The sequence below is a fragment of the Pseudomonas sp. GW821-FHT03A09 genome (genome assembly GCF_059421065.1).
In genome coordinates this window covers 414,644-428,991 of the sequence record NZ_JBWKUX010000004.1, presented here as the reverse complement: position 1 = coordinate 428,991, position 14,348 = coordinate 414,644, and the positions used below count along the sequence as shown (strand labels likewise).

The window sequence follows — 14,348 nt, the reverse complement described above, 5'->3', positions numbered from 1 at the left end:
ATTAATTCAGACGAAGTTTGTTTTCGGCGATGGCGTACATCGGCCGCCAGACCGCACGGTTGAACGCCACCACGAAGATCGACATCACCACCACGCCCAGGGCGATCTTGGGGAAGTCACCGGCGGCTGTGGTTTGTGCGATATAGGCGCCCAGCCCGTGGGCGACCACATTGTCCTGGCCCCAGGACACGTACTCGGACACGATGCTGGCGTTCCAGGCGCCGCCCGAGGCGGTAATCGCGCCGGTGACGTAGTACGGGAAGATCCCCGGCAGCATCACCTTGCGCCACCACAGCCAGCCGCGAATACGGAAGTTGGCGGCGGCCTCCTTGAAGTCGTTGGGGAAGGCACTGGCCCCGGCAATCACGTTGAACAGGATGTACCACTGAGTGCCCAGCACGATCAGCGGGCTCAGCCAGATGTCCGGGTTGAGGTTGAAGTGCAGGATCACGATGACGAACACGGGGAACAGCAGGTTCGCCGGAAACGCCGCGAGGAACTGCGCCAAGGGCTGGATTTTTTCCGCCAGGCTTGGGCGCAAGCCGATCATCACGCCCAAGGGCACCCAGATCAGCGAGGCAATCAGGATCAACCCGGCCACCCGCAGCAAGGTGATCAGGCCCAGCACTACCACGTGGCCGACCTCGGCGAAGGTCACTTCGGTGCCGACGTATTGCACGATGTGGTACAGCGCATAGGCGGCCATCAGCGCAATCAACGTGCCCCAGGCCCAGTCGATGAGTTTCGACGCAGCGGGCGTTTCTGTCGGGAGTGCCTTGAACGCGCCGCCCGCCAGGCTGAAGCGTTTGTTGCCCAGGCGGCTGACGGTACGGGTGATTGGGCGCAGGATGCGTTGAACGACACGGGTGCGCTGGATCAGGTTCAGCACCCAGGACTGCGGCGCGGCGCCCTGGGAGGCGGTGGTTTCCATGCGGAACTTGTCGGCCCAGGCCACCAGTGGGCGGAACAGGAACTGGTCGTAGATCAGGATCACCGCGATCATCGCCAAGATCACATAACCCACGGCGTGCAGGTCTTTCTGGGCGATGGCCAGGGCTAAGTATGAACCCACGCCCGGCAGGGTGATGGTTTTGTCACCGACAGTGATGGCTTCGGACGCGACCACGAAAAACCAGCCGCCGGACATGCTCATCATCATGTTCCACACCAGCCCAGGCATGGCGAATGGCACGTCCAGCTTCCAGAACTTCTGCCAGCCGGAAAGGCGCAGGTTGGTGGATACTTCCACCAGGTCATGGGGCAACATGCGCAGCGACTGGTAGAAGCTGAACGTCATGTTCCAGGCCTGGCTGGTGAAGATTGCGAAGATGGCGGCGAACTCGGCGCCCAGCACGCGCCCGGGGAACAGCAACAGAAAGAACGTCACGGTAAACGAGATGTAACCGAGCACCGGCACCGATTGCAGAATGTCGAGCACGGGCACTAACAGTTTTTCGGCGCGCCGGCTTTTAGCGGCCAGGGTGCCGTACAGCAGGGTGAACACCAGCGCCGCCACCATCGCCGCGAGCATGCGCAGGGTGGTGCGCATCGCGTATTCCGGCAGGTTGGCCGGGTCGAGGGAAATGACTTCACTTTGCAGGGTGGCAATGGGGGCCCAGGTTTCCCGGGCGGTGATGGAGAAAAACAGCAGAAAACCGATCACCAGTGGCAGGGCGACCAAATCCCAGCGGTTGGGCAGCAGGCGCAGGGTGGACGCCGGGATGTAGTGACGGAACACTTTGTTCATAGGCAGTCGTTCCTGCAGCGTTCAGGTTCAGAAGGGCGTGATGGGTTTGAGCTTAGCTTCTCTACAGCGCCCACAGAGAAAGGCTGGGGACGCTTTCTCCATGAGTCAGGACGGCGTATCTGGGGGAGATACGCCGCTGGGGGGAATTGTACGTTTCTGAATGTTACAAGCGCATAAATTTGCTGTCAGTTTCCTGTACGAACTGCCACTTGGGCGTTACGCAAACCTCAGGATCACCCGACGGTTGTGCTTGCTCTTCTTCTCGATCTTTTCGCAAAACACCTTGCCGATTTCCTCTGTATTGATCACATGGGTGCCGCCGCAGGGCTGGATGTCGATTCCGGCAATTTCGATAACCCGCACCGAACCCTGGATCACCGGGGGCGCCACCGCCTGGGTGCGGGTGATCTGCAGCAAGGTCGCGTATTCCGTGGCGGGCATCGACAGGGTTTTCACCTCATGGGCGGCCTCTATCAGGGCGTTGAGGTCGCGGGTGAGGGTGTCTTTATCGAGGGTCATCTCCGGCAGATCGAAGTCCAGGCGGCCTTTGTCGGCGCTGATACTGCAGCCTGTCACGGGGGCATCGATGAGCGAGCACAGCAGGTGCAGGCAGGTGTGCATCCTCATGTGCTGGTAGCGTCGCTCCCAATCGAGGCTGGCGTCTATCTGCGTGCCGGCAGTCAATTGCTCGGGGCAATGTTCCACCTGGTGCCAGATGATCGAACGCAGTGCCGGGTCGCGCACGGTGCCCACTACGTCGACCCGGGTGCCATCGGCCAGGGTGAAATGCCCGGTGTCACCCGGCTGCCCGCCGCCCGTGGGATAGAACAGCGTGTGCTCCAGAGCAATGCCTTGTTCGCTGACGGCAATCACCCGGGCGCTGAAGGCGTTCTGATAGGGTGCGCTGTCGAACAGCGCCAGGGTTTCCATGGTATGCACGGACATGTTCAACCTCCGACGATCAATGGGCTGGCTTGCAACAGGTGACGCACCATTGCACTTAAACCAGGGGGCGAGAGCAGGGTGATTTCAAATTCTGGCCCGCAGACTTTCAGGTTCAGCGGCAGGCGCGGCAGTTGTTCGCCGATGTCGAGGCGACGCAGGCGAAATTGCAGGTGGTGGCGCTCTTTCACCGTGGGCTCCAGCATCAACCCTTGCAACGGATGAAAGTCGGCATCCAGCACCGTGACCTTGTTGCTGGCGTTGACCTCGCCGACCACATGCAAGCGTTCATCCAGGGCAAAGGCACTGAGGTAATGGCTGTGGTCCGTTTCTACATTTTTTTGCAGCTGGATCTGATTTACCACCTTGACCTTGGTGCCTGCGGGCACGTCCTGGGTGATCACGCAGGATGGGCTGATAAACACGTTATCGCCGATCAAGATATAGCCCAGCACCCGGGCACCCGAGCCGACCTCGACATTGTTGCCCAGGCGCGGGTGGCGCTTGCCGTCTGGGTTGTTGGCGATACCCCGGGCACCGAGGGTGACGCCGCAGAGGATGTAGCAGTCGTTGCCGATCTCGCAGGTTTCGCCAATCACCGTGCCGTAGCCGTGGTCCAGCACAAAGCGCCGACCGATGCGCGCCGCCGGGTGGATCTCGGCGCCGGAGAGGATCTTGCCCTGGTTGCTGAGCTTGAGGGCCATGCGCGAAAACTCACCGTTGGGTGAGTCGGGGAAGTGCCATACCAAGTGCGCGAGCCGGTAGAACAGCACCGCCTTGAACGAGGCATAGGACTCGAGGATCAACTCACCGCGCCCACGGGACGCCGGGTCGCGATAGGAATAGGCGATCAAGTCTTCGGCAACCGCCTGGGCGGCATTCTGGATCAAGGGGGCCAGGTGCGGTTCCAACAGCTTCATCTGTGCGGGCGTCAGGGTCTTGATGAGGTGGGTGAGTAACTCATCGTGCAACTGTTGCATGTCGATAAAGCCCCCCATGGAGGCACCCCCGCATTCTGGTTGGTTGAGTAACCGGTTATTCGAAACTGGGCAGGTAGCTGTCAGCATTGTCGTAGACCATGGTCAACACCACCGTTTCGGGTGGTAGTTCGGGGGCGAGCTGGGCGATGGCAACCAAGTTGGCGGCCGACGACAGACCCAGGCTGATGGCATCGGTGCGCATGATGCGTTTCATCATGTCGATGCACGCCTGGTGCGACACCTTGAGCATGCCGTCCAGGACCTCCAGGTTGAGAATGCTCGGGATCAGGCCGATCGACAGTCCCTGGATGTGATGCGGAGCGTGTTGGTCCTTGAGCAGGTCGCATTCTTCCGGCTCCACGCCCATCACACGGATCGCCGGCCATGCAGCCTTGAGGGTTTCGCCGATCCCGGTGATGTGGCCGCCGGTGCCAATGCCACTGACGAAGTAATCCACCCGCCGTTCACCGAAGGCGCGGAGGATTTCCGGCGCGGTGGTGTCACGGTGGGTTTGCGGGTTGGCGCCGTTGCGCTGCTGGTTGAGCATCACGTAGTTGGGGTTTTCCAACTGCAATTCCATGCATTTTTCGCCGTGGGAGTTGTTGCCCAGGCGGCTGTCCGACAACACCACCTTGGCGCCGTACAGGCGCAGCAATTTCTGCTTCTCGGGGCTGTAGTTGTCGGGGATCACCAGCACGACTTTGTAGCCCAGTACATTGCCGGCCATCACTAGGCCGATGCCGGTGTTGCCGCCGCTGGGCTCGATGATGGTTTGCCCCGAGTCGCGCATCAGCACGCCCCGGCGTTCGGCGTCGAGGATCATGCCCAGGGCGATGCGCGCCTTGTGGCTGCCGCCTGGGTTGAGGGATTCGAGCTTGGCGTAGACCTCGATGCCGAGGTCTTCGGAAAACTGCGCCAGACGCACGATGGGCGTCTGGCCGATGGCGTCGAGAATGGAGTTATGCAACATCAGTCAGTCCCCGGCTCAGTACAACGGCATGTCGGGTTCGACATCACGCACCCAGTGCTTCATGCCGCCCTGCAGGACCTTGGTGTTGGCAAACCCCGCTGCCAGCAAGGTGCTGGCCGCTTGCTCGGCACGGGTGCCGGCGTAGCAGATCAGGTAGTGGGTGTTGTCGCGGCTGAGGCTGTCAAGTTGCCCGTCCAGCTCGGCCAGGGGGATGTGCACCACGCCCGGTAATTTGCACACTTCCAGTTCGCTGGCATCGCGCACATCCAGCAGCACGTCGGCGCTGCGGTGGTGTTCCAGTACCTGCTTGAGTACTTGGGGCTTTATATAGCGCTCTTCGTCCAGGGACGGTTGGCTCGGCACGGCATCGGCACAGGTGGTGGGCGCGACGGTTTCGCTGTGGCGCAGGTCCGAACAGCAGGGGCAGTCGGCGCGGCGCTTGAAGCGGATTTCGCTGAACTTCATCGCCAGGGCATCGAAGCGCATCAAGCGGCCGGACAAGGGTTCGCCGATGCCGATCAACAGCTTGATCGCCTCGGTGGCCTGGATCATCCCGACAACCCCCGGCAAGACGCCGATCACGCCGCCAGCGCTGCAGTTGGGCGCCAGTTCCGCAGGCGGGGCTGAGGGAAACAGGCAGCGGTAGCATGGCCCGCCTTTATAGTTGAGCACGCTGATTTGCCCGTCGAAACGGTAGATGGCGCCGTATACCAAGGGTTTGCCCAACTGCACGCAGGCGTCGTTGACGAGGTAGCGCGTGTCGAAATTGTCGGTGCCGTCGATCACCAGGTCATAGGCGCCTACCAGCTCCAGGGCATTGTCGGCGTTCAGGGCAGTGTCGTGGGCGTTGATCTGGATATGGCGGTTGAGGTCTTGCAAGCGTTGCTTGGCGGACTCGACCTTGGGCATGCCCAGCGTGCTGTTGCCGTGGACGATCTGGCGTTGCAGGTTGCTGCTTTCCACCACATCAAAATCCACCAGCCCCAGGGTGCCGATGCCGGCAGCCGCCAGGTACAGGCTGATGGGTGAGCCCAGGCCACCGGTGCCGATGATCAGTACCTTGGCGTTTTTCAGCTTTAACTGACCCTCGCGGCCAACGCCGGGCAGGGTGATGTGGCGTACATAACGCTGCACTTCTTCGTTGCTCAGGGCATCCATGTCCATGCCGCCGGAAGTGGCCAGCAGCACTTCGATCCTGGCCTTTTCCGGCAAGGGCTCATCAGCGCCGATCAGTTCTTCTTCGGCGGTGAACAGAAAGTGTTCTTTGAGTTGGTTGTTGTTTTCGTGAAACAGATGGGCGCGCAGTTGTGGGTGGCGGTTGCAGATACTTTCAATGACTTCGCGCAATGTCGATCCGGTGCCCTCAAGGGTCGATTCCGGCAGCTTGGCCACGCGGACCAGAATGTCGGGTAAGGAGACAGCGTTCATGGACAACTCCGTGTGCAGGTCGTTGAAAGGGTTAAGGGCGAAGTGCTTGCCATCCCAGGCAAACAGTTTTGACCCCAGGGCCAGGCCTTGGCGAACATCCACCACAAGGTAGCTGACGGAGTAGATCGGCTCGCCCAGGAACAGTGCCTTGTCCTGGTCCTCGTCACTGAAATAGGCGCCGACATCCGGGTGGGAGTGGTAGATCACCACCACCGGGTTATCGCTGCGAAACGCCTTGTTCATCAGCAGGGTGTCGGCGACGGAAAAGGTGTAGCCGTTGGCCGCGCTGCGCGGGTACATCTGCGGGTCCTTGCGGTGCAGCTCGTTCTGGATGTTGCTGCCCAGGTACACACTGCCGTCGGCGAAGACGAAGCCACAGCATTCCTCGGGGTAGCTGCGGCTGGCGTGGGCGTAGATCTGTTCCAGGGCTTTTGGGCGGAGGACGTCCATGTTTCTCTCGCGTGGTGGTGAGTGGGTCAAGATTTCTTGGCCAAGAGTTTTTCAATTGGCAACTTGGTGATTGCAAAGCCGGCCAGCAGGATGGCCGAGTACAGCATCAGGTCTCGTGAAATCGCCACGCCCTCGTACCACGCGCCGATGATCACCGCGAACACCGGAAAGATGATGAACACGAACGACAGGATGATCGGGCTCAAACGCTTGAGCAGCATGAAGTACACGATGAACCCGCCTACCGAGGCGACCAGCCCCAGGTAGAACAGCGCGCCCCAGGAGCGTGCGCTGATGTGATCGAAGGTGGGCGTTTCAAACCACAGGCCAGCCACGAACAACATCAGCCCGGCGATGCCGATGGGTAGGGTGTTGTAGGTGATCACGCTGATGGCGCTGCCTTTTTGCTTGGTGATGACATAGCACAACGCATGCATGATCGCGGCGCTCAGGATCGCCAGCACGCCCAGGAATTCGGCGTGGTCCAGGTGCAGGCCCTGGCTCTTGATGATCATGTACAGGCTGCCGAAGCCGATGCCGATGCCGACCACCTGGGAGAAATAGATACGCTCACGCAGGAACAGCGCAGAGAAAATCAGGATAAACACCGGCATGCAGCTGAACAGTAGGGCGGTGAGGCCGGACGAGACATGCATCTCGCCGTAGTTGAGCAGGTAATAAGGAACGCTGAAGTAGGAAAGGGTCACAAACACGAAGAACCAGCGGCTTTCCCGGGGAAACAGGATCGGCTCGCGGCGCACCAGGGCAAAACACAGGAACAACGGGAAGGCGATCAGGAAGCGCAGGCCTGCAGACGTCAGCGGCGGCACGCTCTCCACGGCAATCTTGATGCCCAGCCAAGTGGTGCCCCAACTCAGGCACACGATCAGGAACATGATGCTGGTCACCAGGCCAGCCAGCCACTGTTTCTGATTTTTGATTTTTGCAGTGTTTTCGAGGACGGCGGACATTGGCATCGTTTATTGCTTCCCTGAGCCGGAATTGAACTCTATATTGAACTTGTTATGAGTGATTCAATCCGGTGATTGAACCCGCAAAAGCACACTATTAGGGCGAATGATGACTGTCAAAACAAATATTGACATGGTGTCAATTATGCGTGAGGGGTTGTCCAGCGGTCAGGGCGTGAAGTACAAGCGCCTGTCCGATGTCATGGAAAGAGGCATCCTTGAAGGCTTGATTGAGCCCGGGAGAAAACTGCCGCCCCATCGGGTTCTTTCCGACAATTTGGGGGTAACCATCGGCACCATCAGTCGGGCCTACGGTGAGCTGGAGCGTTTGGGGTTGGTCGTGGCGCGGGTGGGTGACGGTACTTTCGTGCGCAAGCGTGGGATGGAGCGCCAGCGGGATGAAGGCTTCCGCAACTTCAGCGAGGAGCCGCGCCAGTACTTCGACATGAGCCGCAACATGCATATCCCTGGGCAGGAGACGGTGTTTCTCGCCCAAAGCTTCCAAACCCTGTCGACCAATGCCAAGTTCCTCCAGGACATCAGCGCCTACACGCCGGACGCCGGTCTGCCACGCTATCGCGAGGCCGGTGCGCAATGGCTTGTGCAGCGCGATTTCCACCCGATTCCCGAGCAGGTCATCTGCGTCAATGGCGGCCAGCACGGCTTGCTCTGCGCGATGATGGCGCTGTTGCGGGCCGGTGATACGGTGGTCACGGAACAACTGACCTATCCCGGGCTGATCACTGCTGCGCGCATGCTGGGGGTGCGGTTGATCGGCCTGGAAATGGATGAAGAAGGCGTGCTGCCGGGCGCGCTGGATGAAATCTGTCGAAACCACCGGGTTTCGGCGTTGTACTGCACACCCACCATCCAGAACCCGACCACGGCAGTGTTGTCGGTGGCGCGCCGGGAGGCGCTGGTCAAGGTTTGTCGCGAACACAATCTGTTGATTCTTGAGGACGAAGCTCACGGCGTATTAGTAGAAGACCGGCCACCGCCCCTCAGTGCTTTCGCCCCTGAGCGTACGATTTTGATCAGCAGCCTGAGTAAGGCCGTGTCTGCCGGGCTGCGTGTGGGCTACGTGCATGCACCGCCAGCCTTGGTCAGCCGGATTTCGGCGGCGTTGCGGTCGACCTGCTGGATGGCCACGCCGGTGACGTTGGAACTGGCGACCCAGTGGATCGAAAATGGCACGGCGGAATATCTGCTGCGCCAGCAAATCCATGAGATCAGCCGTCGCAAGGCTCTGGTACAGGGCTTGTTGGCCGGCCTGCAATACCGCACCCATCTCAACAGCCCGCACTTCTGGATCGAAGTGCCGGAGCCATGGCGCGCATCGGAGATTGAAGCGGAGCTCAAGCAGAACAATTACCTGATTGCCACCGCGGAGGCATTTGCCGTGGGGCAAACGGCAGTGCCGCAATTCATTCGGGCGAGTATCTGCAATACATCGGGGGATGATCAGTTGTTGCGGGCGGGGTTTGATGCGTTGGCTACGGCACTGGGGCAGGGTGGGGGGCGGTTTCAGTTGTAGGCAGGCTCACCGAGTTATCGTTCATCGCAGGCAAGCCAGCTCCCACATTCGACCGCATTCCAAAGTTGGAAATCGGTCGAATGTGGGAGCTGGCTTGCCCGCGAAGGGGCCAGTCCAGGCAACAAAAATTACTTGAATCTACGCTCCACGCCTTTCTCCACCAGAATCTTCGCCGAAATCTCTTCCACCGAAAAATGCGTGGAGTTGATGTGCGCAATATTCTCGCGACGGAATAGATTTTCCACCTCGCGCACTTCGAATTCACACTGGGCGTAGCTGGAGTAACGGCTGTTGGGCTTGCGTTCGTTACGAATGGCCGTGAGGCGGTCCGGGTCGATGGTCAGGCCGAACAGTTTGTGCGAATGCGCACGCAGGGCCGCCGGGAGGGTCAGGTGTTCCATGTCGTCTTCGGTCAACGGGTAGTTGGCCGCGCGGATACCGAATTGCATCGCCATGTACAGGCAGGTCGGGGTCTTGCCGCAGCGGGACACGCCCACCAGGATCAGGTCGGCCTTGTCGTAGTAGTGGGTGCGGGCACCGTCGTCGTTGTCGAGGGCGAAGTTCACCGCCTCGATGCGCTCCATATAGTTGGAGTTGTGGCCAATGGAATGGGACTTGCCCACGGAGTATGAGGAATGTTCACTCAGCTCTTGTTCCAGCGGCGCCAGGAACGTGGAGAAGATGTCGATCATGAAACCATTCGAAGTCGCCAGGATCTCACGAATATCCTGATTGACGATGGTGTCGAAAATGATCGGGCGAAAGCCGTCTTTTTCAGCCGCCAGATTGATTTGTTGTACCATGGCGCGCGCTTTATCCACGCTGTCGATATAGGGCCGTGTGAATTTGGCGAAGGTAATGTTTTCGAACTGCGCGAGCAGGCTTTGACCCAATGTTTCGGCTGTAATGCCGGTGCCGTCGGAGATAAAGAAAGCAGATCGTTTCATTTGAGCCCTGGGCCTTAAGCTGATGGCGAATCTTGGATATGATAGGCGCGATTTTGCCGTCCCGCAGTGGGCCGCATTCTCACTTATTTTCCAGGTCCAGGCCACAAGCGCTGGCGATTGCTCCTACTGAGCAGCCAGCGTCCTGAGCTTTTCCAACACAGAAAGTGGAGAGATCACCTTGGTAGAGTACGTAGTTTCCCTCGATAAGCTCGGCGTCCATGATGTAGAGCACGTGGGGGGCAAGAACGCATCCCTCGGCGAGATGATCAGTAATCTTGCAGGCGCTGGTGTGTCGGTGCCCGGTGGTTTCGCCACCACGGCCCAGGCTTACCGCGATTTCCTCGAACTGAGCGGCCTCAACGCTCAGATCCACGCCGCGCTGGACGCTCTGGACGTCGATGACGTCAACGCCCTGGCCAAGACCGGTGCCCAGATCCGCCAATGGATCATGGAAGCCGAGTTCCCCGAGAAGCTCAACGCAGAAATTCGCACCGCCTTCGCCACGCTGTCGGCCGGGAATCCGGACATGGCCGTTGCCGTGCGCTCCTCGGCGACTGCCGAAGACTTGCCGGACGCCTCCTTTGCCGGTCAGCAAGAGACCTTCCTGAACATCCGCGGCGTGGAAAACGTGATCCGCGCGGCCAAGGAGGTCTTTGCCTCGCTGTTCAACGATCGCGCTATTTCCTACCGTGTGCACCAAGGTTTCGATCACAAGCTGGTGGCCCTGTCTGCCGGTGTGCAGCGCATGGTGCGTTCGGAAACCGGCACTGCCGGCGTAATGTTTACCCTGGACACCGAATCCGGTTTCCGTGACGTGGTGTTCATCACCGGCGCCTACGGCCTGGGCGAAACCGTCGTACAGGGCGCGGTCAACCCGGACGAGTTCTACGTACACAAGGGCACCCTCGAAGCGGGTCGCCCGGCTATCCTGCGCCGCAACCTCGGCAGCAAGGCCATCAAGATGATCTACGGCGACGAGGCCAAGGCCGGTCGCTCGGTGAAAACCGTTGAAGTCGACAAGGCCGAGCGTGCGCGTTTCTGCCTGACCGACGCTGAAGTCAGTGAGCTGGCCAAGCAAGCGATGATCATCGAAAAGCACTACAAGTGCCCGATGGACATCGAGTGGGCCAAGGACGGTGACGACGGCAAGCTGTACATCGTGCAGGCCCGTCCGGAAACCGTGAAGAGCCGTACCTCGGCCAACGTCATGGAACGTTACCTGCTGAAAGAAACCGGCACCGTGCTGGTAGAAGGCCGTGCCATCGGCCAGCGCATCGGCGCGGGCAAGGTGCGGATCATCAAGGACGTGTCCGAAATGGACAAAGTCCAGCCAGGCGACGTACTGGTCTCCGACATGACCGACCCGGACTGGGAACCTGTGATGAAACGCGCCAGCGCCATCGTCACCAACCGTGGCGGGCGTACCTGCCACGCGGCGATCATCGCCCGTGAGCTGGGGATTCCTGCCGTAGTGGGTTGCGGCAACGCCACTCAGTTGCTCAAAGACGGCCAGGGCGTGACCGTGTCGTGCGCCGAAGGTGACACCGGCTTCATCTTTGAGGGCGAGTTGGGCTTCGACATCAAGCAAAACTCCATCGATGCCATGCCCGACCTGCCGTTCAAAATCATGATGAACGTCGGTAACCCGGACCGTGCCTTCGATTTCGCACAGTTGCCGAACGCCGGTGTGGGCCTGGCCCGCCTGGAATTCATCATCAACCGCATGATCGGCGTGCACCCCAAGGCCCTGTTGAACTACGACGGCCTGCCGTTGGACATCAAGGAAAGCGTCGACAAGCGCATTGCTGGTTACAACGACCCGGTGGGTTTCTACGTCGAGAAGTTGGTGGAAGGCATCAGCACCCTGGCCGCGGCGTTCTATCCGAAAAAGGTCATCGTGCGTCTGTCGGACTTCAAGTCCAACGAATACGCCAACCTGATCGGCGGCAAGCTCTATGAGCCGGAAGAAGAAAACCCGATGCTGGGTTTCCGTGGCGCCTCGCGTTACATCAGCGAAGCGTTCCGTGACTGCTTTGAGCTTGAGTGCCGCGCCCTCAAGCGTGTACGCAACGAGATGGGCCTGACCAACGTCGAGATCATGGTGCCGTTCGTACGCACCCTGGGCGAGGCGAGCCAGGTGGTGGACCTGCTGGCAGAAAACGGCCTGTCCCGTGGCGAAAATGGCTTGCGTGTGATCATGATGTGCGAGCTGCCGTCCAACGCCATCCTGGCCGAAGAGTTCCTTGAGTTCTTCGACGGTTTCTCCATCGGCTCCAATGACCTGACCCAGCTGACATTGGGCCTGGACCGTGATTCCGGGATCATCGCTCACCTGTTCGACGAGCGTAACCCGGCGGTCAAGAAGCTGCTGGCCAATGCCATCCAGGCCTGTAACAAGGCCGGCAAGTACATCGGTATCTGCGGCCAAGGCCCTTCCGATCACCCAGACCTGGCCAAGTGGCTGATGGAGCAGGGCATCGAAAGCGTCTCGCTGAACCCCGATTCCGTGCTGGAAACCTGGTTCTTCCTGGCTGAAGGCCAAGCGTCCGCCTAAGGTCGGCACGTCAAAAGTGCCGGTCACTCGTTGAGGGTGACCGGCATTCTTATCTGTACAGGGCGGGAATCCTCGCGGACGCCGCCCTTTTTTGTGCAAGAACATTATGCAAAGCAGCAGCAACCTGTTTCCTGTCGCCCTGATCAGCGCTGAACGTCGCGGCGACTTGAGTGAAGATGTGTACCGCCTCAAGCCCGGCAACAGCCCAGACGGCACCGTCGAGCTGGCCGTGACCCGTTTGGGGCTGGTCGATGTCCCGGAAAACCAGGGCACACCGATTATTTTGTTGCACGGCAGTTTTTCCAATCGGCGCTTCTGGTACTCACCCAAAGGTATTGGCCTGGGCGCCTATTTGGCGCGCCAGGGATTTGATGTGTGGATTCCGGAAATGCGCGGCCATGGTCTGTCCAAGCGCAACCACGGTTACGCCAAGAATCGGGTTGCCGATTATGCGCGCTATGACGTGCCGGCCATTGGTGCGTTCGTGCGTGAGCAAAGTGGGCAGATCCCCCACTGGATCGGGCATTCCCTGGGAGGCACGACGTTGGCGGCGGCCCTTGGCGGCCAGCACCTGGGGGCGCCTGCGGCCGCTTCGGTGGCATTGTTTGGTTGTCAGGTCAGTCGCACGTATTGGCCGTTGAAAATCCCGGTGGTGGAGTGGGGCGGTCGTTTTATTTTGAAGCGCTTCGGCCAGTTGTCCGGCCCAAGGCTCAAGCGCGGGCCGGAAGACGAACCTGTAGGAGTCATGATCGAAAGCATGCGCTGGCACGGCCTGCTTGGCCGCTTTGGTGATGCCGAACGTGACTGGTGGAAAGGCTTGGCCGAGGTTGATGTACCGCTGTTGGCGGTGAGTGCCGCGGGTGATCAACAGGACCCGGACTGGGCGTGTCGCAAGCTGTTCGAGCAAGTCGGCTCCGAGCATCGCCAGTACCTGTGCCTGGGGCGCCAGCAAGGGTTTACCAGCGATTTTGGGCACGTGGAGATGCTGGTCAGCAAGGCCGCACAGGCTGAGGTCTGGCCATTGGTGGCGCGCTGGTTGAAAGACCCGCTGACACCTTTATCCGGCACACAGTCCGAAGTGGCCGCAGCGGTTTGACGCAGCGCTCTACCAAGGGCGTTTCACTTGTGAGTGGTTGCGGCTAAGATATGACGCATTAAACGCTTCTGGTCATATTCAGTCGCGCAACGGGTATTGCGTTGCGGCCAAGCGAGTCTGATCATGGCCGCCGCCAACGGGGCAGTCTGTAAAGAATGCCCGTCGCGACGCGTTTTCCTGATGTACACCGTGGGATGTTCGACCTCTTCTTTGACGACAGGAGTTTCTCGATGAACCATTACGTGACCCCCGACCTGTGTGACGCCTACCCGGAGTTGGTGCAGGTGGTTGAGCCGATGTTCAGCAACTTCGGCGGGCGAGACTCCTTTGGTGGCGAAATCGTCACCATCAAATGCTTCGAAGACAACTCCCTGGTCAAGGAACAGGCGGACCAACCAGGCGCCGGCAAGGTGCTGGTGGTCGATGGCGGTGGCTCGCTGCGCCGTGCATTGCTGGGCGACATGATCGCCGAGAAAGCCGCGAAAAACGGTTGGGAAGGGTTGGTGATCTACGGTTGCATCCGTGATGTCGACGTCATTGCCCAGACCGACCTGGGTGTGCAGGCACTGGCGACCCATCCAATGAAGACCGACAAGCGTGGCATCGGTGACCTGAACGTGGTGGTGACCTTTGCCGGCGTGACATTCCGCCCGGGTGAATACATCTACGCCGATAACAACGGTGTGATCGTGTCGCCCAGCCCGCTGAAAATGCCTGAATAAACCGCAG

11 protein-coding genes are annotated in these 14,348 nt (G+C 59.9%); 4 read left to right on the top strand and 7 right to left on the bottom strand.

Going from position 1 to position 14,348, the window contains the following annotated elements; all coding sequences use genetic code 11:
• Position 1 precedes the first annotated feature (1 nt).
• The 6 genes from AC07V4_RS09800 to AC07V4_RS09775 form a co-directional block, all read right to left on the bottom strand.
• Positions 2-1,747 carry an ABC transporter permease gene (locus AC07V4_RS09800; protein WP_431750189.1) on the bottom strand — a complete coding sequence of 582 codons (1,746 nt, stop codon included), beginning with the start codon at positions 1,745-1,747 and terminating at the stop codon, positions 2-4.
• Between the two features lie 216 nt (positions 1,748-1,963).
• Positions 1,964-2,692 carry an alanyl-tRNA editing protein gene (locus AC07V4_RS09795; protein ID WP_492635788.1) on the bottom strand — a complete coding sequence of 243 codons (729 nt, stop codon included), beginning with the start codon at positions 2,690-2,692 and terminating at the stop codon, positions 1,964-1,966.
• A gap of 2 nt (positions 2,693-2,694) precedes the next feature.
• A complete protein-coding gene (locus tag AC07V4_RS09790) occupies positions 2,695-3,687 on the bottom strand; it encodes a serine O-acetyltransferase (protein ID WP_492635789.1) in 993 nt (330 codons plus the stop codon).
• Between the two features lie 37 nt (positions 3,688-3,724).
• Complete coding sequence (locus AC07V4_RS09785; protein WP_492635790.1) at positions 3,725-4,639, bottom strand: PLP-dependent cysteine synthase family protein; 915 nt, start codon at positions 4,637-4,639, stop codon at positions 3,725-3,727.
• A gap of 15 nt (positions 4,640-4,654) precedes the next feature.
• Positions 4,655-6,517 (bottom strand): molybdopterin-synthase adenylyltransferase MoeB, encoded by a 1,863-nt coding sequence (moeB, locus tag AC07V4_RS09780; protein ID WP_492635791.1) that lies wholly within the window; start codon positions 6,515-6,517, stop codon positions 4,655-4,657.
• Between the two features lie 26 nt (positions 6,518-6,543).
• The gene (locus AC07V4_RS09775) at positions 6,544-7,437 is read right to left on the bottom strand and encodes a DMT family transporter (RefSeq protein ID WP_492636053.1); all 894 of its coding nucleotides are present in this window, start codon (positions 7,435-7,437) and stop codon (positions 6,544-6,546) included.
• Positions 7,438-7,597: 160 nt separating this feature from the next.
• Between AC07V4_RS09775 and AC07V4_RS09770 the strand changes: the two genes are divergently transcribed.
• Entirely contained in the window at positions 7,598-9,022 is a 1,425-nt protein-coding gene (locus AC07V4_RS09770) for an aminotransferase-like domain-containing protein (protein WP_431750184.1), read from the top strand.
• Between the two features lie 128 nt (positions 9,023-9,150).
• Here the strand turns inward: AC07V4_RS09770 and ppsR are convergent, their stop codons facing one another.
• Complete coding sequence (gene ppsR / locus AC07V4_RS09765) at positions 9,151-9,969, bottom strand: posphoenolpyruvate synthetase regulatory kinase/phosphorylase PpsR (protein WP_003193298.1); 819 nt, start codon at positions 9,967-9,969, stop codon at positions 9,151-9,153.
• A gap of 178 nt (positions 9,970-10,147) precedes the next feature.
• On the opposite strand from ppsR, the gene ppsA reads away from it, so the two are divergent.
• From ppsA to rraA, 3 genes are all read left to right on the top strand, one after another.
• Positions 10,148-12,523, top strand: coding sequence for a phosphoenolpyruvate synthase (gene ppsA / locus AC07V4_RS09760; protein ID WP_492635792.1), 2,376 nt, complete (start codon positions 10,148-10,150; stop codon positions 12,521-12,523).
• 106 nt (positions 12,524-12,629) lie between these two features.
• Complete coding sequence (locus AC07V4_RS09755; protein ID WP_492635793.1) at positions 12,630-13,619, top strand: alpha/beta fold hydrolase; 990 nt, start codon at positions 12,630-12,632, stop codon at positions 13,617-13,619.
• Positions 13,620-13,849: 230 nt separating this feature from the next.
• Entirely contained in the window at positions 13,850-14,341 is a 492-nt protein-coding gene (gene rraA / locus AC07V4_RS09750; protein WP_145159137.1) for a ribonuclease E activity regulator RraA, read from the top strand.
• Positions 14,342-14,348 lie beyond the last annotated feature (7 nt).

Coding starts and splice junctions, on each gene's coding strand:
- AC07V4_RS09800 (WP_431750189.1), bottom strand. CDS start 1,747: ATGAACAAAGTGTTCCGTCACTACATCCCGGCGTCCACCCTGCGCCTG.
- AC07V4_RS09795 (WP_492635788.1), bottom strand. CDS start 2,692: ATGTCCGTGCATACCATGGAAACCCTGGCGCTGTTCGACAGCGCACCC.
- AC07V4_RS09790 (WP_492635789.1), bottom strand. CDS start 3,687: ATGGGGGGCTTTATCGACATGCAACAGTTGCACGATGAGTTACTCACC.
- AC07V4_RS09785 (WP_492635790.1), bottom strand. CDS start 4,639: ATGTTGCATAACTCCATTCTCGACGCCATCGGCCAGACGCCCATCGTG.
- moeB (WP_492635791.1), bottom strand. CDS start 6,517: ATGGACGTCCTCCGCCCAAAAGCCCTGGAACAGATCTACGCCCACGCC.
- AC07V4_RS09770 (WP_431750184.1), top strand. CDS start 7,598: ATGACTGTCAAAACAAATATTGACATGGTGTCAATTATGCGTGAGGGG.
- ppsR (WP_003193298.1), bottom strand. CDS start 9,969: ATGAAACGATCTGCTTTCTTTATCTCCGACGGCACCGGCATTACAGCC.
- AC07V4_RS09755 (WP_492635793.1), top strand. CDS start 12,630: ATGCAAAGCAGCAGCAACCTGTTTCCTGTCGCCCTGATCAGCGCTGAA.
- rraA (WP_145159137.1), top strand. CDS start 13,850: ATGAACCATTACGTGACCCCCGACCTGTGTGACGCCTACCCGGAGTTG.